17 protein-coding genes are annotated in these 22405 nt (G+C 64.2%); 7 read left to right on the top strand and 10 right to left on the bottom strand.

Going from position 1 to position 22405, the window contains the following annotated elements:
* Positions 1-332 precede the first annotated feature (332 nt).
* Positions 333-704, top strand: a complete 372-nt coding sequence (locus I6F21_RS13650) for an SPW repeat protein (RefSeq protein WP_225145710.1) — start codon at positions 333-335, stop codon at positions 702-704.
* Positions 705-1517: 813 nt separating this feature from the next.
* On the opposite strand, the gene I6F21_RS13655 is transcribed toward I6F21_RS13650, so the two are convergent.
* On the bottom strand, positions 1518-1751 hold the full coding sequence (locus I6F21_RS13655; protein WP_306469161.1) for a hypothetical protein: 234 nt from the start codon (positions 1749-1751) through the stop codon (positions 1518-1520).
* Between the two features lie 628 nt (positions 1752-2379).
* Here I6F21_RS13655 and I6F21_RS13660 point away from each other — a divergent pair.
* Both I6F21_RS13660 and I6F21_RS13665 read left to right on the top strand, forming a co-directional pair.
* Positions 2380-3351: an ABC transporter substrate-binding protein gene (locus I6F21_RS13660; RefSeq protein WP_036023876.1), complete on the top strand. Its 972-nt coding sequence runs from the start codon at positions 2380-2382 to the stop codon at positions 3349-3351.
* Between the two features lie 493 nt (positions 3352-3844).
* Positions 3845-4819, top strand: coding sequence for an ABC transporter substrate-binding protein (locus tag I6F21_RS13665; protein WP_225183242.1), 975 nt, complete (start codon positions 3845-3847; stop codon positions 4817-4819).
* A gap of 105 nt (positions 4820-4924) precedes the next feature.
* Here the strand turns inward: I6F21_RS13665 and I6F21_RS13670 are convergent, their stop codons facing one another.
* The 9 genes from I6F21_RS13670 to I6F21_RS13710 all read right to left on the bottom strand — a co-directional run bounded on the left by I6F21_RS13670 (position 4925) and on the right by I6F21_RS13710 (position 15726).
* Positions 4925-5728: a hypothetical protein gene (locus I6F21_RS13670; RefSeq protein WP_036002177.1), complete on the bottom strand. Its 804-nt coding sequence runs from the start codon at positions 5726-5728 to the stop codon at positions 4925-4927.
* Between the two features lie 244 nt (positions 5729-5972).
* Positions 5973-7949, bottom strand: coding sequence for an acetyl-CoA carboxylase biotin carboxylase subunit (locus tag I6F21_RS13675; protein WP_225183243.1), 1977 nt, complete (start codon positions 7947-7949; stop codon positions 5973-5975).
* Positions 7946-9562: an acyl-CoA carboxylase subunit beta gene (locus tag I6F21_RS13680; RefSeq protein WP_225183244.1), complete on the bottom strand. Its 1617-nt coding sequence runs from the start codon at positions 9560-9562 to the stop codon at positions 7946-7948. The genes I6F21_RS13675 and I6F21_RS13680 overlap by 4 nt, the downstream gene beginning before the upstream one ends.
* Positions 9563-9672: 110 nt before the next feature.
* Complete coding sequence (locus I6F21_RS13685; protein ID WP_225183245.1) at positions 9673-10539, bottom strand: 3-keto-5-aminohexanoate cleavage protein; 867 nt, start codon at positions 10537-10539, stop codon at positions 9673-9675.
* 210 nt (positions 10540-10749) lie between these two features.
* A complete protein-coding gene (locus I6F21_RS13690) occupies positions 10750-11550 on the bottom strand; it encodes an AraC family transcriptional regulator (protein ID WP_036002084.1) in 801 nt (266 codons plus the stop codon).
* A gap of 185 nt (positions 11551-11735) precedes the next feature.
* Positions 11736-12392, bottom strand: a complete 657-nt coding sequence (locus tag I6F21_RS13695; RefSeq protein ID WP_225183246.1) for a glutathione S-transferase family protein — start codon at positions 12390-12392, stop codon at positions 11736-11738.
* Positions 12392-13555: an acyl-CoA dehydrogenase family protein gene (locus I6F21_RS13700; protein WP_225183247.1), complete on the bottom strand. Its 1164-nt coding sequence runs from the start codon at positions 13553-13555 to the stop codon at positions 12392-12394. Before I6F21_RS13700 ends, I6F21_RS13695 begins: the two co-directional genes overlap by 1 nt.
* Positions 13556-13687: 132 nt before the next feature.
* Positions 13688-14824, bottom strand: coding sequence for an acyl-CoA dehydrogenase family protein (locus I6F21_RS13705; protein WP_225130576.1), 1137 nt, complete (start codon positions 14822-14824; stop codon positions 13688-13690).
* Positions 14825-14955: 131 nt separating this feature from the next.
* Positions 14956-15726, bottom strand: coding sequence for a helix-turn-helix transcriptional regulator (locus I6F21_RS13710; protein WP_225183248.1), 771 nt, complete (start codon positions 15724-15726; stop codon positions 14956-14958).
* A gap of 186 nt (positions 15727-15912) precedes the next feature.
* Between I6F21_RS13710 and I6F21_RS13715 the strand changes: the two genes are divergently transcribed.
* The 4 genes from I6F21_RS13715 to I6F21_RS13730 all read left to right on the top strand — a co-directional run bounded on the left by I6F21_RS13715 (position 15913) and on the right by I6F21_RS13730 (position 22258).
* On the top strand, positions 15913-18177 hold the full coding sequence (locus tag I6F21_RS13715) for a marine proteobacterial sortase target protein (RefSeq protein ID WP_225183249.1): 2265 nt from the start codon (positions 15913-15915) through the stop codon (positions 18175-18177).
* A 180-nt stretch (positions 18178-18357) separates the two neighbouring features.
* The gene (locus I6F21_RS13720) at positions 18358-18927 is read left to right on the top strand and encodes a class GN sortase (protein WP_225130470.1); all 570 of its coding nucleotides are present in this window, start codon (positions 18358-18360) and stop codon (positions 18925-18927) included.
* 134 nt (positions 18928-19061) lie between these two features.
* On the top strand, positions 19062-21278 hold the full coding sequence (locus tag I6F21_RS13725) for an acetate--CoA ligase family protein (protein WP_225130473.1): 2217 nt from the start codon (positions 19062-19064) through the stop codon (positions 21276-21278).
* Positions 21279-21436: 158 nt separating this feature from the next.
* On the top strand, positions 21437-22258 hold the full coding sequence (locus I6F21_RS13730; RefSeq protein ID WP_036002108.1) for an MlaD family protein: 822 nt from the start codon (positions 21437-21439) through the stop codon (positions 22256-22258).
* Positions 22259-22405 lie beyond the last annotated feature (147 nt).

A 22405-nucleotide genomic window follows, 5' to 3' on the forward strand; every position in this document is an offset into this window, starting at 1 on the left:
ATAGTGACTAAGTCCGTAAATTCAGCCTTTGGTCCATCTGCGAAGTTGCGCTGCGTCTCACAGAGGTCTGCTTATCGCGGCAGAGCGGTCCAGATTTGCTCAACCTGAGTTCTTCGCATTTTGACCCTTCAGCGACCTCCGGAGCCGTCCGCTTTCCCGCCGCTGTTAAGGTTGGGACCGCAGGCGGTCAGCTGCTTAATGAGCACACAGCCTAGGACAGCACCGGCGCGGCGGGTCCGCCTCTCCGTTGCCATTATGCCGCGGGCCGCGATGGAAACCGGCTCGGCGATTACGCGGTTGATTTGGCATCGAAACCTCCAATGGAGGGTGCCATGCAGAATTGGGAAGGGAATTGGACGAACGCAAAGTTTTGTGATGTTGCGAACCTGATCCTCGGCGCGGTACTGTTCGTTTCGCCCTGGATATTCGGTTTCGATGCGGGGACGGTCTCTCAAAACGCCGTTATCACCGGTATCGCCATCGCGATCCTTGCGGTCGCGGCGCTGGCGGCGTTCGCGGTGTGGGAGGAATGGCTGAACCTCGTCGTCGGCTTGTGGGCACTGGTGTCGCCCTGGGTATTGGGCTTCCAGGGAACCACCGCGATGACGGTGCATGTGATCATCGGCGCGGCGGTCGCAATCTTGGCAGCAATCGAGCTCTGGATTATGTCCCGCAACCCGCCGCGGCTGACCACCGGTAGCTGAGAAGCTGGATCGTTTGGCTCGTGGCATAGCTTCGCCGTCATCGGAAAAACCTGTCCAGCCGACGCGGACGAAATTCGGTGCGGACCTGGGGCCGGCAGCTACTCAGCGCAGTCGGCCTTGGGTCAGCCGAAAGTGCCGCAGCTCGAGCTAGCCTTGCTGGAGGGCTTACTCCCGGCGCCAAATTCCGAAAGTGCCGATGGAAAGGCCTTGCTCCGCGGCTAGGTTCATCGGGCATTCCGTTTGCGTCGGATTCCCAAATTTGAATGCCACGGGGCATGATTTTTGGGACCAAGCTGCGTTTGCCATCCAACGGCAGACCTCTCGGTCCCAGCTCGTTTTTCGATCCGGAAAAACCTCCAGGCTGGGGCCGATGTGGTCTACTCCGGGCGTAAGCCGCCCCATCAGTACCAGCCCATCTTGAAACAGAGACCAAGCCAACCAGCGAGCGCGACTAGAGCGGCAATGTTGATGTACTTCTGAGCGTCTTGCATCATTGCACCGCAATCAAAGGCGCCCCGCAATTCGGAGCAACGGTGATTTGCCACTACCCGTTCCGCCTCTCTGCCCTTGACCAGATCAACAAGGTTCCGGTTTCTGGCGCTCGGTTCATCGCGGGAGCTCGGGGTTTCTCCACCTTATGTGCTTTGGCGTGTTCTTCTCGACCTGCGGGACCATGCGGGCGGGATCGGGACCGCCCGGAACGCCCCTGGGGCCGAGCAGCTCACGCGTAATGTCATCCTCGGTTCTTTCCGGCTCGACGCCGTTGATGGGCCGCTGTCGCACGGGAGCGACCTCCTGATGCCCACGGCAAGCTCAGGTCACCTCAGGCTTGAAGGTCTGCGGCTGCTGCTCTGGCGGCGGCATTTTAAAAGGAATGGGGAACGGCGTGCGCGCGAGGCTTACCAGCGCCGCCCGTTCCTCGGAGAGACGGCTTTCGATGTACTCGCGCTCCAGATCGGAAAGGCGGGTCTTGAGCAGCCGGTGGTAGCGGTGAATGCTATTGCGGTGGGTGCGCAAGCGGGCGAGCTTTTCTTCCAGTGTCATCATCGTCGTCCTCGACGGTTACAAGCAATCCTTTCCAAAAGAGGTCGGAGGAGCCCTCCGGCGTGAGACTTAGAGAGGCTTGATCTTGTTTCAAGATGGATCAGAAGATTGGACCAATTGCCTCAACCTCAAGCCAGCGTTCTGTACGCTCCGTGCTCCCCAGCGCGGGGCCGGATCATGGCAACCGAAAATCCGCCATGTGCTCTTGCATCGTCCCGTTGATGTCCGCTTGTGGCCCTCAGCCGACCATTGGGACCTCGCCCTCCGAGCACCGCTTTTGACCCATAGCAGAAGTCTGAGCCTGCACTCCAACCCCTCAACCGCCCGGGTCGAAACTCATTCTTGCGGTTGCACGTGCCTGACGCCGGAACGTGAGCATCGTCAGGGTCCCTGATCTCCTTAAACAATGGCATGGTCAGCAATCCCAGCGAGATGTGTAGCAGTAATGCTGTCGCAAATTGGCGTGCCATATTGCAATTCTAGGAGCGGGAACAAATGTTTCTCGCTTCGTGGAGCTGGGGGAGACAGAAGTCTGCGGCGGTTCGCGGATGCAACACTTTTGACCTTGGCCACTTTCAATGAGCTCGCCTGAACGGCTACGATGCCGTCACCAGAGAGCTTAGGAGCGCACATGAGACGGCGGGAGTTCATCACGCTTCTTGTCGGCGCGGCACCTCTGTGGCCGCTGACGGCGAGCGCGCAACGTTCAGCGGTAGCTGTTATCGGTGTGTTGTCCGTGGGTTCCCCTGACATTGCGAGTCCCTATGACGCAGCATTCGAAAGAGGTCTCGCGGAGAGGGGTTTCGTAGTTGGCAAAAACGTTACGATAGAACGTAGGTGGGCACGAGGAAACCACAGTAGGCTTCCGGAGCTCGCTCAGGAGCTCTTGCATTTCAATCCAGCGCTGATCATCGGAGGGGGCAATGTGGTTGCGCTCGCCGCAAGGAAAGTGACTTCAACCATTCCGATCGTATTCGTAATCGCGTCAGACCCCGTGAAGCTCGGACTGGCAAAGAGCTTCGCTCACCCCGGGGGCAACGCCACGGGCATATCTATGATGACAGCGAGGCTTGTCCTAAAGCGCCTCGAACTGATCCAGGAGCTGCTCCAGCAAAAGGCTACCGTCGGATTTTTGGTGAACCCTGACAATCAAGACTTGCTTCAGGAAATTGACGAAGTTGCCCGTTCGACCGGGCGGACCTTGAAAGTAGCCAAGGCGCGCAACCAGGATGAATTAGAGCCAGCTTTCAGGCAGCTTGTTAGTGCCCAAGTCGGGGCGGTCCTCGTCAGCAACGATGCGATATTTTTCAACCTGCGTGCGCAACTTGTCGCATTGGCCGATCGTCATTCGCTTCCGGCGTCTTATGAATTCCGCGAGTTTCCGGCGGCCGGTGGCCTGATGAGCTACGGGCCGAGCCTTGTCGCAAACTTTGAAAAAGCCGGCATCTACGCCGCACGAATCTTGGGAGGTGCTCGGCCGGAGGATTTGCCCATTCAGCAGCCCACGGAGTTCAGTTTGGTTCTCAACTCAGCAACCGCGCGATCCTTAGGCATCGAAATCCCGCCATCACTGCTCGCCCGTGCGGACGAGGTGATCGAATAAGGCTCTACGCCCGATGTCGGCCCGTAGCGACCTTGCCGCGCGACCGCGACCGTCTGCATTCGATCCATTGCGGACTCATTTCCCTATCCTCGGTCCTGATTGCGCCCCATAATGCTCCGCTGTTTGGAGGCTAGTCATGAGGCGACGCGATTTCATGTCGACCCTCGGCGGACTGGCCGCAATTTGGCCAGTTGCCGCGCGCGCCCGGCAAAAGGAACGTGTCCATCGAATTGTTTACCTAAGTGCTCCGAGCCGGGAGTTGGTACAACGCACGCTCGATGCTTTTCTGCGAAAGCTCCGAGAGCATAGTTGGGTTGAAGGCGAGAACTTCATCACTCGCTCTGACCTAATTCAGCGAGGTTCTTGCTGTGACGTTATTTTCGACTTATTCAACCCAAACGGCCCATCTCAATCCCGCATACCTCCGTCGATCACACGGTCCCATGGCAAAATGCTAATGTAGTCATCCCCAGGCGTGGTCCTTGGAGGGTACATGCAGCGGCGGGAGTTCATTGCACTGATCGGGGCCATCGGTGCCGTTTGGCCGCGCAGCTTGATCGCGCAGCCCGCCCATCAGCTCATGAAGAAGATGCCTCGCATCGGTTTCCTGGCGTCAGTTCCGCACCAACGTATCGAAGCCTTCGATCGCGGACTCCGCGAGATGGGATATGTGGAGGGCGCGAACATCATCATCGAGCGCCGGTTCTGGAAGAATGACCGGGAACAACTGGCGAGATTTGCCGCCGAGCTGGTGGCTCTCGAAGTCGAGGTGATTGTGGCGTCCAGCACGCCCGAGGCAATTGCCGCCAGGGCAGTCACCGGCACGATCCCCATCGTGACTGCCACCGCAGACGCGGTCGGTGTCGGCCTTGCGGCAAGTCTTGCGCGGCCGGGTGGAAACGTGACGGGACTGACCGGGGTCGCAAGCAGCGGCAAGAATTTCGGGCTTCTGTTGGAGTTACTGCCACGGGCGTCGCGGTTCGCGGTGCTCCTCGACCCCGACAACCAATATCATGCACGGCTGATGGCCGACTTCCAGAAAACCGCCGCGGACCGGCAGGTCGAGATACTTCCGTTGATCAAACGCTCGGTGGAGGACATAGGCCCTGCTTTCCAGACCATAGCTTCGAAGGATATTCAGGGCCTGCTCGTGCTTGTGGACCCCATCGGGTTCGCCAACCGGCGCAAGATCATCGAGCTCGCCGCGCAAAACCGCATTCCGGCGGTGTATCACTGGCGTGAAGAAGCGGTCGAAGGTGGCCTTCTCGCGTATGGCCCTGACATCATTGACCTCAATCGCCGCTCCGCCGGTTATGTTGCAAAACTGCTGCGGGGCGCGAAAGCGGCCGAACTCCCGATCCAGCAGCCGGAACGCTTCCGATTGGTGATCAATCTTAAGACTGCTCGCGCTCTCGGACTGAATATTCCAACCGCGCTACTCGCGACGGCTGACGAGGTGATTGAATGATGCTGCGCTGCATGAATCCGCATGTGGCCCTTCAGCTACATTGGAAGATTGCTGCTTCTCCGCTGGTGTTGGGGCTTAAGCGGACATCAGTCGACGGCCAGCCGCTTAATGCGTACACGGCCTAGATCCCAGTGCCCGGATCACCGGCCAGGCCGCGAGCGCGGCGGCGAGATGTTTGAGCGTATGGCCCGAGACCATGTGGCCGGTCGCTTCGAACACGGTCACGTCGCCGAGTTCGAACAGCTTGGCCAGCACATAGAAGACCATCACGCCGCCGAGCGGCACGCCAAGCGCGCCGGGTCGCGGGCGTGTGAACGCGAGGCCCACGGCCAGCGCCATGCCGCCGAACTGCACGACCACCCAGGGCGTGAGATTCTCGCGTGCCACCCAGGCCGCCAACAGGCCCGCGATCATCGTCAGCACCAGCACCGCTTCGCCTGCGCGCGTGCTGATGCGCTCGCTGGCCGCGATGCCCAGAAAGCCCGCGAACGCGACCGCCATGCCGAGACGATCGGCGATGAGCCGTTGCGGCACGTCGGGGTCGAGATGATAGAAGCCCGAGCCGAGGCACGTGAGGATCAGGCCGACGAAGAACCAGTTCGCACCCACCGGCGCATCGTGGCGGGCACGCAGCCGCTCCGAGCCCCAGACGCCCATCGCGAGGAAGGCGAGATTGCTCAGCACGTCGCCGGCATTGGGCACGCCGAGGAAGGTGCGGCTATCGACGAAATGCGGGATGTGCCAGGCGGCGGCGGGCATCGTGGGCGCCAGAAGCGCGGTGAGCGTCAGGACGAGGAGCGCACCGATAAGATATTTCTCGCCGGTTTGAAGGGGGGCGTACGAGAGTCGGCGAACGACTGGCGGGACCAGTGCATTGGCCGGTTGAGCTTGGTCGCGCGCGCGCAGCATGAATAGCTCCAGATATTGAACATCGTTCAATATTGGTAGCTTGAAAATGAACTATGTTCAATGCGAAATGCCGCGAGATTTGCGCAACAAGCAAGATCTTGAAATTACTTTGTTTTTTGAACGTGAGCGGCCGCCACAGCCGTAGGGTGGCCAAAGCGAAGCATGCCCACCATTCCGCTTATGATCGACATTCGTGGGCACGGCGCTGCGTGCCTGCCCACCCTACGAGACCGCGTTTGTGGCGCTAACCCGCCCCGATCTCCGCGACGATGCGGCCAGTCGTGACCTGCTCGCCTTCGGCGACGTCGATCGCGCTAACCACGCCCGCGGTGCCGGCCTTGTGGACGTGCTCCATCTTCATCGCCTCCAGCGTCAACACCGGCTGGCCGGCGGTGACGCGGTCGCCGGGCTTGACGAGAACAGCGACGACGCGACCGTTCATGGCGGCGCGGACTTTGCCGTCGCCGCCATTCGTTGAAGTCGCCTTCGGCGCGGCGAGGGTGAGATCATTCGCCACCAGCGGGATGCCGCGGTGCTGGACGTACAGCCGATCGCCATCCCGCAGGAATTTTGCGCTGTCCATCACGCCGGCGAGGCGGAAGCGGATGGCGTCGAGATCGAGCTGGTCGATCTCGAACTTATGCTGGCGGCCTTCGACGGCGACGGTGTAGCTGCCGTCGCGCTCGCGCATGGTGTCGAGCTCGTGCGCATCGCCGCCGATGTCGATTTTCGCCGGCAGCGGAAAGGTGGCGGCAAGGCTCCGCCCGCCCTGCCACGACGGCGCGCGCGGATTGGTGACGTAGAGCAGCAGGCCTGCCAGCGCGATCTTGAATGCCGCGTCCGCACGCGGCGCAAGCAGCTCGTTGCGATGGGCGCCGATGAAAGCCGTCGTCGCCTCACCCTTGGCAAAGCCGGGGTGACGCAGGCACGATAACAGGAACGCCTGATTGGTCGTCACGCCAAAGGCCGTAAGCTGCTCGAGGCCAACGATCAGCCGTCCCCTCGCCTCCTCGCGATTGGCGCCATGGCTGATCAGCTTGGCGATCATGGAATCGTAGAATGGCGGGATCTCCGAGCCGGATTGCAATGCGTGCTCGACGCGGATGCTGTCAGGCACCTGCCAGCGCGCCATGCGACCCGACTGCGGCATGAAATCCTGCGCGGCGTCTTCCGAGCAGAGCCGCACCTCGATGGCGTGGCCGGAGAACCTGATGTCCTGCTGCTTCACCGGCAAGGGTTCGCCGCGCGCGACGCGCAGCTGCAGCTCGACGAGATCGAGCCCGGTGATCGCCTCGGTGACGGGATGCTCGACCTGCAGCCGCGTGTTCATCTCCATGAAGTAGAACGCGCCGCTCTGATCGAGCAGGAATTCCAGCGTGCCGGCGCCCTCATAGCGCAGCGCCTTGACCGCTGACACCGCGACCTCGCCCATCTTCGCGCGCAGCTCCGGCGTGACGGCGGGCGAGGGCGCCTCCTCGATCAGCTTCTGATGCCGCCGCTGCACCGAGCAATCGCGCTCGCCGAGATGGATGGCATTGCCGTGCCTGTCGCCGAACACCTGGATCTCGATGTGGCGCGGGTTCTGGATCGCACGCTCGAGGATGACGGCAGCATCGCCGAACGCGGCTTTCGCTTCCGACCGCGCGCTGCGCAGGGCTTCGGGGAAGGATGCCGCGTCAGTGACGAGCCGCATGCCGCGGCCGCCGCCGCCGGCGACCGCCTTGATCATCACGGGGAAGCCGATCTTCCCGGCTTCGGCGAGCATGACCTCGTCGCCTTGCTCAGCGCCCTGGTAGCCGGGCACGATGGGCACGCCGGCCTTCTTCATGATCTCCTTGGCGCCTGCCTTGTTGCCCATCGCCTCGATCGCCTGCGGCGACGGGCCGATGAAGACGAGGCCGGTATCCTTGCAGGCGCGCGCAAACGCCTCGTTCTCGGCGAGGAAGCCATAGCCGGGGTGAACGGCATCCGCCCCGCTGGCCTTGGCCGCGGCCATGATCGCGGGGATGTTGAGATAGGATTGCGCCGGCAAGGCGTCGCCGATGCGCACGGCCTGATCCGCCTGCTTCACATGAAGCGCATCGCGATCCGCATCGGAATAGACCGCGACGACACCGAGGCCGAGTTTTCGCGCGCTGCGCATCACGCGCAGTGCGATCTCGCCGCGATTGGCAACCAGAACCCTAGAGAACGGCCGGTGCTGCACTGATCCGTTCCTCATGGGCGGGCCACCGAAAACTGCATGCGCTGGGGCGTGCGCGCATCGCCCTCGCGGCAGATCGCGAGCACCTCCGATAGCACCGCGCGGGTGTCGCGCGGATCGATCACGCCGTCGTCGAGCACGCGGGCGCTGGTCGAGAACACATCCATCTGGCCGTCGAACACACCGATGATCTCAGCCTTCATGGCGTCCAGCCTGTCCTTCTCGATCGGCTTGCCGCGACGCGCGGCGGCGGCCTCGGTCACGATCGCCATGGTCTCGGCCGCCTGCTCGCCGCCCATCACGGCGGTCTTGGCGTTGGGCCACGAGAAGCAGAAGCGCGGATGGAAGCCGCGGCCGCACATGCCGTAATTGCCGGCGCCGAACGAGGCGCCGCAATAGATGGTGATCTGCGGCACTGTTGCCGACGTCACCGCCTGGATCATCTTGGAGCCGTGCTTGATCATGCCGGCTTCCTCATAGGCTTTCCCGACCATGTAGCCGGTGGTGTTGTTGAGATAGAGGATCGGCGTGCGGGTCTGGCAGCAGGCCTGGATGAAATGCGTCGCCTTGTTGGCGCCGGCGGGATCGAGCGGGCCGTTGTTGGTGATGATGCCGATGGCCTGGCCCTCGATGCGGGCATGGCCGCAGACGGTGGCCGGGCCGTAACTCGGTGCCATCTCGGTGAAATCGGAATCGTCGACGATGCGCGCGATCACCTGTTTCATGTCGACCGGGCGCTTGTGGTCCATCGGCATGATGCCGAGCAGCTCCTCCTGGTCATAGCGCGGCGGCTTGAACTGCGCCGCCGCTTTGCCCGGCCGCTCCCATTGCAGCGCGGCCATGATCTCGCGCGCGATGCGCAATGCGTCACGATCGTCCTCGGCGAGGTAATCGCCGAGGCCGGAGATCTGCGTATGCATCTCGGCGCCGCCGAGCTCTTCCTCGGTCGCGATCTCGCCGGTCGCGGCTTTCAGCAGCGGGGGCCCGGCGAGGAAGGCGCGGGTGCGGCCGCGGACCATGACGATGTAGTCGGAGAGGCCGGTCTGATAGGCGCCGCCCGCGGTGGAGGAGCCGTGCGTGACGGTGACGACCGGCAGACCGGCAGCGGAGAGCCGCGCCAGGTTGCGAAAGATGTTGCCGCCGCGAACGAAATCCTCGACGCGGTAGCGCAGCAAATTGGCGCCGGCGCTTTCGACCAGCTGGACATAAGGCAGCTTGTTCTCCAGCGCGAGCTCCTGCACCCGCAGCGTCTTGTCGAGACCGTAAGGCTGCAGCGCACCGGCGTCGATGCCGGAATCGCTGGCGCTGACCATGCAGCGGATGCCGGAGACGAAGCCGATTCCGGCGATGACGCCGCCGCCCGGCACGCTCTTGCTCGCATCCGGCACGTCGAACATGTAGCCCGCCAGCGTCGAGAGCTCGATGAAGGGCGCGCCGGGATCGAGCACCAGCGCGACGCGCTCGCGCGGCAGCAGCTGGCCGCGCTTGTGGAAGCGGTCCTTGGCCGCGGCGGACGCGGCGCGCGTGCGCTCCTCGAGCGCGCGCATGCGGTCGATCAGGCCGAGCATGCCGTCGCGGTTGGCTTGGTAGGCGGCGCTGCCGGGGGAGATGGTGTTTTCGATGGTGGACATGACTTGATCCTGCTCATCATTGCGAGGAGCGAAGCGACGAAGCAATCCAGACTGCATCCGCGGAAAGATTCTGGATTGCTTCGCTTCGCTCGCAATGACGGGGCGATACCTTACCTGTTCGTCCCAAAGATCTTCCGCGCCTCGGCGGGGCTCGCGATCTCGCGGCCGGCGCGCCTTGCGCAGGCGGCGACGGCTTCGATCAGCTGGCCGTTCGACGTCACTTTCTTGCCGTCGGCGAGATAGAAGGTGTCCTCGAGGCCGGTGCGCAGATGACCGCCGAGCTCGGCGCAGCGCTGGTGCAGCGGCCAGATCTCCTCGCGGCCGATGGCGGTGACCTGCCAATGCGCCTCGGGGCGCTTCAGCTTCAAGAGGATCGGCAGCAATTCAGGATCGGCCGGCATGCCGGAGGCGACGCCCATGACGAAATTGTACTCGAGCGGGCCGTTGTACATGCCGACCTGGTGGTACATGCCGACGCAGCGGACGATACCGACGTCGAAGCACTCGAACTCGGGGATGGTGCCGACCGCGTTCATGACGTCGAGATAGTCCTTCACCTTCTCGACCGAATTGTCGAACATCATCGGCGGCCAGGCCCAGCTGTTGTCGGCCTTCACCTTCAGGTAGTTCAGCGAGCCTGCGTTGCAGGCGGCAATCTCGGGCTTGGTCTCGCGGATGCAGTCGAGCGCGCCTGAATAGTTCGGCCCTGACACGCCCGAGGTGTGGTTGATGATCACGCCCGGGCAGGCTTCGCGGATCGCCTGCTGGATCTCCTTGCTGACCGCGACCTCCCAGGACGGCAGATGTCCCTTGCCCGGCGCCTGCTGGCGCAGATGGATGTGCATGATGGACGCGCCGGCCTCGAACGCAGCCTTGGCCTCGCGCGCCATCTGCTCGGGCGTCACGGGCACGTTGTGCTGCTTGGGGTCGGTGAGCACGCCGTTCAGCGCGCAGGTGATGACGGCCTTGTCGCTCATGCGTTCAATGTCTCGCACGTTGAGAATTCAACGCTTGCGATCATGTGACGCGCGACATGCGGCTTCTTGCGCGGAGAAGCTGGGAAAAACGACGAATTCGTAGGGTGCGTTAGCCGAAGGCGTAACCCACCACTGTCTGCCTCCGTGGAAATTGACGAGGTGGGTTACGCCGAGCAGCTGCGCTTCGCGCATCTGATCGGCTAACCCACCCTACGAAGCCTCCGCCATCCGCACGGTCTCGGTGCTGCGATAGATCGCAAGATCGCGCGAGCCGACGAAGATCGCCCGTGGCTTCAATCCGTAGAAGCGGCGGATCGAGTGGCTGAAATGCGTGGAATCGGGATAGCCGATGTCCTGCGCCAGATGGGCGAGGTTGAGGTCCTGGTTGGCGAAGTGCAGCAGATACCGCGCGCGCTTCCAGGCGCGGAAGGAGCGGAACGAGATGCCGGTCTCCTCCTTGAACAGGTGCAGGAAGCGCGAGGCCGAGAGGCCGGCTTCAGCGGCGCAGGTATCCGCCGTCACCGGCTCGCCGGAGAAGCGCTCGATGCGGGCCACCGCACGCATCACGCGCGGATCCAGCACGCGGCGCGGCAGCGCCTCGCCAAAGCACATCTCGTCGAACTCGGCGGTGGTGATGTCGCCATAGCGGCGCTGACGCAAAAGTGCGTAGGCGGCGAGGATCTTGCGGACATAGGCGGCCTGGTCGGGTCCGGTCAGACGTGCGGCCAAGGCTTCGATCACGCCATCCGGCATGCTCTCCGGCTCCAGCGTCACGCTGATGACGGTGCGATAGTCGCTGGCGATGGAGTGCCGCTGGTTCGGCAGGGTGACGAACAGCTCGCCGGTGGCGAGAACGTCGTCGATGGTCAGGTGCAGATTGCCCTTCACCGCGACATAGACATGGCAGCAGCCGGGTGTCCGTTTGCGCGGACGGCCGAGCAGGCCCGCATAAAACACCCGCTCCGGCGTGATCAGCATCAGATGGTCGGATTCGCGACCGTTATATTCCATTGGGTTCCTCCTCGCGCGGCTCTCTGGCCGCTGCGGACGGAGGTCACCTTAGCGGAAATTCGGGCGCTGTCACGATAGGATAGCGCTGTCAAAAGACATAGCACGTCGTGGACGCGCAATAGCGCGAACCGGGAAATCGTGAGGTTCCGGGATCGCGCTTCCGCGCCCCGGAATGACAGCCTTCCTTACGCCCTCACCCTCGGCGCAACATTCTGCTCTTGCCCGGCCTTTTGCTCCGCAGCAACCGCGCGCTTATAGCCGTCGCGCTGCTGCAGACGCGACCAATAGGCTGCGACGTTAGGGCCAAAATCCTTGGCAAGCCCGATATTGCTCGCGAGCCGAAGCGCGTAACCGATGACGATGTCGGCGGCGGTGAAGCGGCCAGCGCACAATGTTTCGGCATTCGCGGTCGCTGCCTCGACGGCGCGCAGTCTCCCCAGAAACCATTTCGCGTAATCGGTGGCGACCTGCGGGTTGCGGCGCTCCTCCGGCTCGAGCTGGGTGTATCTCAGCACCAGCGTTTGCGGGAAGGTTAACGTGGCGTCGCTGAAGTACATCCAGTTCAGGAACGTGCCGTAGGCGGGATCTTTAGGGCCGACCATCAAGGGCGTCGGGCCGTATGTGATGCCGAGGTAATGGCAGATGCCGGAGGATTCCGTCATCCTGGTCTCGCCGTCGATCATGAAGGGGATGGTGCCGAGCGGGTTGAGCGCGAGATAGTCCTTGGCGAAGACGCGCGGCGGGAACGGCAGCATCTTCAATTCATAGGGCAGACCCATCTCCTCCAGCATCCAGAGCGGACGGAACGAGCGCGCAGCGTCGCAATGATAGAGCGTGATCATCAGGCGTTTCCTTTGCTGCCGGGCAGCGTGCCCATCATCTTGCACAGGACCATCAGCATGACCTCGTCGGCGCCGCCGCCGATCGAGGTCAGGCGGCTGTCGCGATAGGCGCGGCTGACCGGCGTCTCGTTGGTAAAGCCCATTCCGCCCCAATATTGCAAGCAAGCGTCGGTGAGCTCGCGGCCGAGCCGCCCGGCCTTCAGCTTGGCCATGGTCGCGAGCCGCGTCACATCCTCGCCGGCGACCAGCTGCTCACCGGCGCGATAGATCAGTGCACGCAGGAGCTCGACCTCGGTCTGCATCTCCGCAAGCTTGAAGTGCACGACCTGGTTGTCGAGGATCGACTTGCCGAAGGCTTTGCGGTTGCGGGTGTATTCGATGGTCTGGTCGATGATGTATTCGTGCGCCTTCAGACAGGCGGCCGCGCCCCAGAGCCGCTCCTCCTGGAACTGGATCATCTGGTAGGTAAAACCCTGGCCCTCCTCGCCGATCCGGTTGCGCTTGGGCACGCGGACATTGTCGAAGAAGATCTGCGCGGTGTCGGAGGAGCGCATGCCCATCTTGTCGAGTTTTCGCGCGACTGTGACGCCCTTGGCCTTCATGGGCACGCAGATCAGCGACTTGTTGCGGTGAACGGGACCGTCGCCGGTGTTGGCGAGCAGGCAGATCCAGTCGGCCTGGGTGCCGTTAGTGATCCACATCTTGCCGCCGTTGATGACGTAATCGTCGCCGTCAGAGCGCGCCTGGGTCTTGATCGAGGCGACGTCCGACCCCGCACCGGGCTCGGAGACGCCGATGCAGGCGACGTAGTCACCGGAGATCGAGGGGGTGAGGAATTCGCGCCGCACCTCGTCCGAGCCGAACCGCGCCAGCGCGGGCGTTGCCATGTCGGTCTGCACCCCGATCGCCATCGGCACGCCGCCGCAGGTGATGGCGCCCAGCTCTTCCGCCATCATCAGCGCATAGGAATAGTCGAGGCCCGAGCCGCCGAATTCGACCGGCTTGTTCAGGCCGAGGAAGCCGAGGCTGCCCATCTTCTTGAACAGCTCGTGCGCCGGGAAGATGTCGGCCTTCTCCCACGCGTCGACGTGCGGATTGATCTCGTTGGCGATGAATCTTTGTAGCGAGCGGCGGATGTCGTCGTGGTCGGCGGTGAATAACATTCTCTCTCAGCCTCGTCATTCCGGGACGCGCCCCTTGGCGCGGGCCCGGAATCCATAACCTCCGCTTGTGGTTATGGATTCCGGGCTCGCTCCGCTTCGCTCGCGCCCCGGAATGACGCGAGGAGAGAGCGTTCAAAGCCCCATCTGCCGCGAGGCCAGATCCTTCATGATCTCCTCGGTGCCGCCGCCGATGGCGTTGACCTTAACCTCGCGATAGATGCGTTCGGCCTTGATGCCGCGCATGAAGCCGGCGCCGCCAAAGATCTGCACGGCTTCCGAGGCGCAAAAAGCCATGGTCTGCGTCGCCTGGTTCTTCATCATGCAGATTTCGGCGACCGGGCTCTCGCCCTGCTCAAGCCGCCAGGCCAGCATCTCCAGCATGGCTTGCGATGCCGCCACCTTCTGCGCCATGTCGACGATCTTGTGGCGGATGACCTGGTGCTGCGCGAGCGGCTTGCCGAAGGTCTTGCGCTCCTTTGCGTAGGCGATGGCCTCGTCGAGGCAGACGCGCGCAAAGGCGGTGCAGCTCGCGGCCATGCCCATGCGCTCGCTGTTGAAGTTCTGCATGATGATCTTGAAGCCTTGGCCCTCCTCACCGATCAGGTTCGCGGCGGGCACGCGGCACGCGTCGAAATGCAGCGTCGCGGTGTCGGAGGCCCACCAGCCCATCTTCTTCAGCTTGGTCCTGGACAGGCCGGGCGTGTCGCCTTCGATCAGGAGCAGGCTGACGCCGCCGGCGCCCTCGCCGCCGGTCCGCACCGCAACGGTGAGGTAATCGGCGCGCATCCCCGAGGTGATGAAGGTCTTCTCCCCGCTCACGACGTAGTCATCGCCGTCGCGACGCGCCCGGGTGCGCAGGTTCGCAACGTCCGAGCCGCCGCCCGGCTCGGTGATCGCCAGTGCGGAGATCTTCTCGCCTGCCAGCACCTGCGGCAGCACGCGCGCCTTCACCTCGGCGCGTGCGGCCCGCGCGATCGGGGGAGAGCCGATGGTGTGGCTCATCAGGCTGGCGCTGACGCCGCCTGCGCCGGCGCGCGCAAGCTCCTGGCTCGCGACGATCTTCATGAACTGGTCGGCGGCGATGCCGCCATATTCCTCCGGGAATCCGAGCCCCAGCAGGCCGATTCCCGCCGCCTTGCGATAGAGCTCGCGCGGGAATTCGCCGGCTTCGTCCCATTCATGGGCGAAGGGCGCGATCTCCTTCTCGACGAACCGCCGCATCGCGTCGCGGAACGCGTCGTGCTCGGCGGTATAGAACGGGCTCTTCATCGCGAGACTTGCCTCGACCGGATTCGTCCCGACCACCATGGCTTTAACCTGGGCCGTTCACTTGCGCGGAGTGGCTGATCGGCGCGAACGCTTCGAGCAAGCCAGCAACGCACCCCCCCAGCGGATTGCTGTCACAGCGTCAGAAACAACGCGAACGGCTCTTCCACCGTGCGGCGCAAGTGCTTTCGATACAAGGCGTGGTTGGGATCCTCGGGCGCAACCCGGCCCAAGGAAGGTTTTGGGATATTCCTGAGCGGCACATAGGCGATCGGCGCGGCGATCGGCGTGAGCTGCGAGCCGGGCCCGGCGCGCAGCGTCGAGATGATGCCGTACATCTCGCCTGATACCGTCGGCCGCGACACCGTGATCACGCGGTGCTGGCCGTGCTTGATGAAGACGAGGTAGATGAAGCCGGACTGATGGGGAACGGCGACCTCGCCGGTATGCTCGTAGGCGGCATCGGTCCGCTCGCCTTCGCGGAAGACCAGCGACGAGAGTTTCGGCTCCCAGGCGATCTCGGTGCGGTAGGCGAAGATCGCGTCCTTGTCGCCGAACGACGGCCGCAGGGTGATGTAGACGTCCTCGAGCCAGGTCACTGCGCGGTGGGCATAAGAGCCGAGGCTGTCGGGCGCGACGTCGTTTGCGGCCGGCGGCGTCACCACGATGACGCTCTTGCGCAAGGAGACGCCGAGCGCCTGCTCCAGCCGGACGGTCGTCGCCAGCGTGAACGGCCGCCGGCCGCCGAGCACCTTCTCCAGCGTCGACAGGCTGAGCTTGGCTTGCTCGGCCAGCGCCTGCCGGGACATCCGGCGCCGGGCGAGCTCCTCGCGAATGGTCTCGGCGATCTCGCGGCTCTGCTCGTCCGAAAGCTGCTTGTCCGTGAGTTTGTCCTGCATCTTCACCGTCAGCCCCGCTCCAGGCCGGTCACTCTAGCAGGGCGGACAAACCAGCACAAAACCGCACATGACCGCCCCGGCTCAAGCGAGCCTGGGCCGGCCGCGGCGGAACATTGCCGATCATTCTGCTCGCGAAATCCCGCCCCGCCGGCGGATGCTGAGGACCAGCAAACATGCTTCGGAGCAAGCCAAATGAACGCCTACGACACGGCCGATAGCGACGACCACCCGCTGTTGAGCCGCCTCATCAAGGTCGGACTGTTCCTTCTGGCGCAGGGCATCGCCGTGATGCTGGTCGCCTTCCTGGCCCTGCTGGTGAGTTTCGGGGCGAGCTGGTCGGCGACGACCGAACAGGCCAGCCTGCTCCAGCCCGGCGAAGCACGGTCGGGCAGCCTGCTACTGAAAGAGGACGGCACTACCACGGAGGCGATTCGCCTCGGGACCGATATCGACATCACCGTGTCGGGCCCGACCTTGCGCGCCCGCGTCACGCAAGCATTTCGCAACCCGACCAAGGATTGGGTCGAGGCCACCTACGTCTATCCGCTCGCGGCCGGCGGCGCCGTCGACACACTGAAGATGGTGGTCGGCGACCGCGTCATCATCGGCGACATCAAGGAACGGCAGCAAGCGCGCGTGATCTACGAGGAGGCGCGCCGCGCCGGCCAGAAGGCCGCGCTCACCGAGCAGGAGCGGCCGAACATCTTCACCAACTCGGTCGCCAATATCGGTCCCGGCGAAACCGTGCTGGTGCAGATCGAGTACCAGGAGCCGGTGCATCAAGTCGGCAACGAATATTCGTTGCGCCTGCCGCTCGTGGTCGGGCCGCGCTACAATCCCGCACCGATCATCCAGAGCGTCGATTTCCGCAAGGACGGCTCGGGCTGGGGCGCGACATCGTCGGACCCGGTGCCGGATCGCGAGCGCATCTCGCCCCCTGTGCTGGATCCCGCCAAACATCCGCCGGTCAATCCGACCAGCATCACGGTACGCCTGCAGGCCGGCTTCGCGCTCGGCGAGGTCAAGAGCCACCATCACAACGTCAAGACGGAAAGCCCGGACAACACGACGCGCGTGGTGACGCTCGCTGACGGTACTATTCCCGCCGACCGCGACTTCGAGCTGACCTGGAAGCCGGCTGCCGAGACAGCGCCATCGGTCGGACTGTTCCGCGAGCACATCGGCGATGCCGATTACCTGCTCGCCTTCGTCACCCCACCGAGCGCCGGGCAGGCGGCGCAGAAGCCGCTGCCCCGCGAGGTCGTGTTCGTGATCGACAATTCCGGCTCGATGGGCGTCACGTCCATCGTGCAGGCCAAGGCAAGCCTGCTCTACGCTCTCGGCCGCCTGCAGCCGAATGACCGCTTCAACGTGATCCGCTTCGATGACACCATGGACGTGCTGTTTCCGGCCTCCGTGCCGGCCGATGCTGCGCATGTCGGCGAGGCGACCTCCTTCGTCGGCGCCTTGCAGGCGCGCGGCGGCACCGAGATGGTGCCGGCGATGCGCGCGGCACTGGCCGACAGGCTCGGCGACACCGGCATGGTCCGCCAGGTCGTGTTCCTGACCGACGGCGCGATCGGCAACGAGCAGCAATTGTTCGATGCGATCACGACGATGCGCGGCCGCTCGCGCGTCTTCATGGTCGGCATCGGGTCCGCGCCCAACACCTATCTGATGACCCGTGCCGCCGAGCTCGGCCGCGGCGCCTTCACCCATATCGGCTCCACCGAGCAGGTGGAGGAGCGCATGCGCGGCCTGTTCGCCAAGTTGGAGAATCCGGCCGTGACCGGCCTCACCGCAAGGTTTTCCGAGGCCAATGCCGACGTCACCCCGGCGATCATCCCCGACGTCTATCGCGACGAGCCCCTGGTGCTGGCGGCGAGACTCGACAAGCTCGCAGGCTCGCTCGAGATCAAGGGCCGCGTCGGCGACCGTCCGTGGTCGGTGACGCTGCCGCTGCAAAACGCAGCCGAAGGCAAGGGCCTGTCAAAGCTCTGGGCCAGGCGGAAGATCGCCGATGCGGAAGTCGCGCGCACCCTGCGCGAGATGACGCCGGAGGAAGCTGACAAGGCGATCCTGGCGCTGGCGCTCGACCATCAGATCGTCACGCGGCTGACCAGCCTCGTCGCGGTCGACAAGACGCCAAGCCGTCCCGAAGGCGAACCGCTCAAGCTCAGCGAACTGCCGATCAACCTGCCCGCGGGCTGGGAGTTCGAGAAAGTGTTCGGCGAGCGGCCGCATCTGACGCCAACGCAGCTGCACGAGCGCCATGCCGACGCGCGCAATCAGCCGGCAACGCGACGGCCTATGCCTGCTGCGCCCGATGCGATCCGCCTGCCCAAGACCGCGACCTCGGCCGAGCTGAAGATGATCGCGGGCTTCATCCTGATCGTGCTCGCCCTGATCCTGTTCGTGTTCAACCGGCGTCGGACCTTGCTCACCGACGCCGCTTGAGAGAGGAGCTCCCCGACTCCTCTGTTAGCGCGCGCGGCTGCCCGTCCCTTCCAAACGGCCGCGCGCGCCTTTTTTCACTGTCATTGCGAGGAGCGAAGCGACGAAGCAATCCAGACTGCCGCCGCGGAGACAGTCTGGATTGCTTCGCTTCGCTATCGCAATGACGGGAGACGAAACACAATGCCCCGCTTCATCTCTCCGCTGGTCCTCGCGCTTGGCGGCCTCATCCTGTTCGGCGACGGCGCCTATATCCACGCCAAGGCGTGGCTGGCGCAGGTGCTGCTGGAGCGGGCCTTCGACCGAAGCATTGCCACGGGACAGGCGGTAAAGCCCTGGTCATGGGCCGACACCTGGCCGGTCGCGCGGATCGAGGTGAAGCGGATCGGCGCCAGCGCCATCGTGCTGGAAGGCACGAGCGGGCAAGCGCTCGCTTTCGGGCCCGGTCATATCCAGGACACGGCTGATGCGGGCGAACGCGGGATCGCCGTCTATGCCGCCCATCGCGACACCCATTTCCGCTTCCTGAAAGATGTTGCCATTGGCGACGTCATCGATGTCACGCGCAGTGACGGTCGACACTTTCGCTATCGCGCGGATTCCTCGGCCGTGGTTCGCTTCGATGCATCCGGCATCGATCCCATGGCACAGGGTTTCGAGCTTGTTCTCGCGACCTGCTGGCCATTCGATGCCGTCACATCCGGCCCCGAGCGCTACATCGTGCATGCGACATTGATTGGCGCCGACGGCTAGATCGCCGATCGGACTGACACGCACCGGTGCGCGCTTCATTCCACCACACGGCATACCAGCCACACAGTTGCCAAAGGACTCGCCATAGAACAGAGTGACGCGACACCAATAAGAACAACAGGTGAGGTCACGCCATGGAAGCCCGTGTGTCTGCTGCGCCCGCATCACGTCCATGGTCTCCGCCGCCCGATGCCAGCGACATCGTCAAGGGCATCCACGCAATGCTGCACCCGCACAACATCGTGCTGGTGGGCGCGACCGACAAGCCCGGCAATTATGCCGAGCGCATCTGGAACAATCTGATCAAATATGGTTTCGAAGGCGGGCTCTATCCGGTCAACGCCAAGCGCGATACCGTCTGGGGCGTTCCCTGCTACAAGGATTTTGCGAGTCTTCCGGAGAAGCCCGATCACGTCCTGGTGCTGGTGCCTGCGCGCTTTGCCGTGCAGGTGATCCGCGACGCCGCCGCAGCCGGCGCGCGGTCGGCCACCATCGTCACCTCCGGCTTCAGCGAGCTGCAGGATGACGAAAGCCAGAAGCTCGCTGCCGAATTGCAGGCTGCGGTGCGCGAGACGGGGCTCGCGGTCACGGGCCCGAACTGCCTCGGCAATTTGAGCGCCGGCGAGAAGCTCTTCACCAATATCGACGATCGCATCGTCACCATGGAGCAGGGCGCGGTGGCAATCGCCGGCCAATCCGGCGCCATCGTCATGGCGATCCGCCAGACGCTGGAAGACCGGGGTGTCGGCGTCGGCTACATGGTGACCACGGGCAACGAGGCCGGGCTCGAGACGCCGGATCTGATGCGCTACTTCGCCGAGGATCCGAGCATCAAGGTGATCGTCGTCTACCTCGAAGGCGTGCGCAACACCAAGGCGTTCCGCGATGCCTGCAAGGCGGCGCGCGCGGCGAGCAAGCCCGTGATCGCGCTCAAGCTCGGCGCCTCCGAAGGCGGCCGCGCCGCGGCGATGGCGCATACCGGCGCACTCGCCGGCTCGATCGAGACGTTCGACGCGATCGCGACGCGCGAAGGGGTGATCCGGGTCGGCGGCCTCGACGAGCTGATCGAGACCACCGAGTGCTTCGTGCACGCGGCCGTTCCGAAAGGCGACCGGCTCGCCGCTGTGACGCTGTCCGGCGGCAAGCGCGGCATGCTGATCGACGCATTCTATGCCGCAGGCCTGAATTTCACGCCGCTGAGCCCGCATGTCAGCGCGGAGCTGGCGAAGATGCTCGGCCCCGGCTCGATCGTCGGCAATCCGCTCGATGCCGGCTTCGCCGCGGTGGTCGATCCCTCCGTCTACATGAAGTCGATCAAGCTGATGATCGACGACCCCGATATCGACATCGTCATCGTCGATGCCGAGCTGCCGAAGGCGCCGCACGAGCTGCGCGAGCGCAATTTGCGTATCGTCAACGAGATGGCGAGCGAGGCGGGCAAGCCGGTGATCTACATCAGCGCGATGTCGATCGGCTTCACCGAATACACCAAGGGCTTGCGGAAGTCGCTGCCGCATCTCGCGGTCATGCAGGGCATGGACCGCGCGGTGACCGCGATCAAGTCGCTGCTCGCCTATGCGAAGCTGCGCAAGGAGGTGCCCGATATCGTCTCGAGCTCGAAACCCGCCGCCCGCGCCGTGCTGGAGAAGACGTTGAAATCGGCGACCGGTGCTGCGCTCGACGAGGTCGCCTCGAAGAAGCTGCTCAAGGCCTACGGCATCCCGATCTCGAAGGAGGCGATCGCACAGACCGCGGCGGACGCCATCAAGATTGCCAAGCAGATCGGTTTTCCGGTCGTGGCAAAACTCGTCAGTGCGGAGATCCTGCACAAGTCCGACATCGGCGGCGTGGTGCTGAACCTCAACAGCGCAGCCGAGGTGAAGAAGGCGTTCGCCGACATCACCGCGCGCGTGGCGAAGCTCAAGGGCAAGCCGAAGCTCGACGGCATCCTGATCGCGCAGCAGGTCAAGGCCGAGTTCGAGCTGGTGGTCGGCGCCTCGCTCGATGCGGAGATGGGCCCGGTCGTGCTGTTCGGCACCGGCGGCATCGACATCGAACTGATGAAGGACGTCGCGCTCGCCGGCGCGCCGCTGGACGAGGCCGAGGCACAGCTCCTGATCGGCCGCACCAAGGCCGGCGTCAAGATGCGCGGCTATCGCGGCAGGCCGGCCTTGCACGAGGCCTCGGCGGTGAAGGCGCTGGTCGGGCTGTCCAACCTGATCGCGGATGCGGGCGATCGCATCGCCTCGATCGATATCAACCCGTTCCTGATCAACACCAGGACGGGCGTGGCCGTCGATGCCCTGATCGTGCTGAACAATGCTGCGGCAAAGCGGGCGGCCGGGCATTGACGTCGCGCCGTGCCGTAGGGTGGATTAGCGCAGCGTAATCCACCAATTCATCCCCAGGCGTACGAGAGATGGTGGCGGGTTACGCTTCGCTAACCCGCCCTACGTAACATCGCGGGCTCCTTCCAACTTCCCCGCTTTGGCCGTAAAATCGCCCCTGCATGGCACGCGCGAGCAATCTTGTGATCGGAACGGCAACGCTGGCGGCGATCGCCGTGGCGTTCGGCGGCCTGCTCGGCGCGCAGAAATGGCGCACCATCCAGAGCCGCAGCCAGTTGCGCGTGGTGTTCGAGGGCGGCTCCGCCAGCGGGCTGCGCCGCGGCGGGCCGGTCAATTTCGACGGCGTGCCCGCCGGCCAGATCCTGTCGATCAAGCTGGATAGTCCGCGCAGGATCGTGGCACTCGTCATGCTCGACAACACCGCGCCGATCCGCAAGGACACCGTGGCCGGAATCGAGTTCCAGGGCCTCACCGGCATTGCCGCGATCTCACTCATCGGCGGCGCCCCCTCTGCACCGCCGGTGCCGCTGGACGCGGACGGCATCCCGGTGCTGACGGCCGATCTCAGCGACGCCGAAACCATCGTCGAAACTCTGCACAGCGTCGACCGCACCATCGTGAACAACGCCCCCGCAATCAAGGAGGGCCTGCACACGTTCGAGACCTATACCGCCGACCTCAGGAGCAAGGGCGCCGAGATCGATTCGGTCATGGCCAAGGTCGACAGCGCCTTTGCGGGCTTCGACAAGGCGGTCGCCAAGATCGAGGGCGCGGTGCCGGGCTTCGTCGACGGCAAGGCCGACGAGCTGTTCGAGAAGATCCAGGGACTGCACGAGCTTGCCGGCACCATGAAGAAGAAATCGGCGGCCTACCTCGACGACATTCGCCGCTCGCTGCTCGACGTCAGCGAGGCCGCCAACAAGATGAGCGGCACGCCGGCGCCGCCGCGGCCCCCGCGCAGGCCCACCGAGCAGAAGCGGTAACGCCTCTTTCATACCCTCCACTGGAGGGGTCGGCTCACATGGAGCGTAGCGAAATGTGAGACGGGGTGGGGTGACGGTCTCTCCCCATCCAACAGCGCCCGAGAGGAGGGATCACCCCACCCCGCTCGCGCTACGCGCGATCAACCC

The sequence above is a fragment of the Bradyrhizobium sp. NBAIM03 genome (genome assembly GCF_020194055.1).
Lineage (GTDB): Bacteria > Pseudomonadota > Alphaproteobacteria > Rhizobiales > Xanthobacteraceae > Bradyrhizobium > Bradyrhizobium yuanmingense.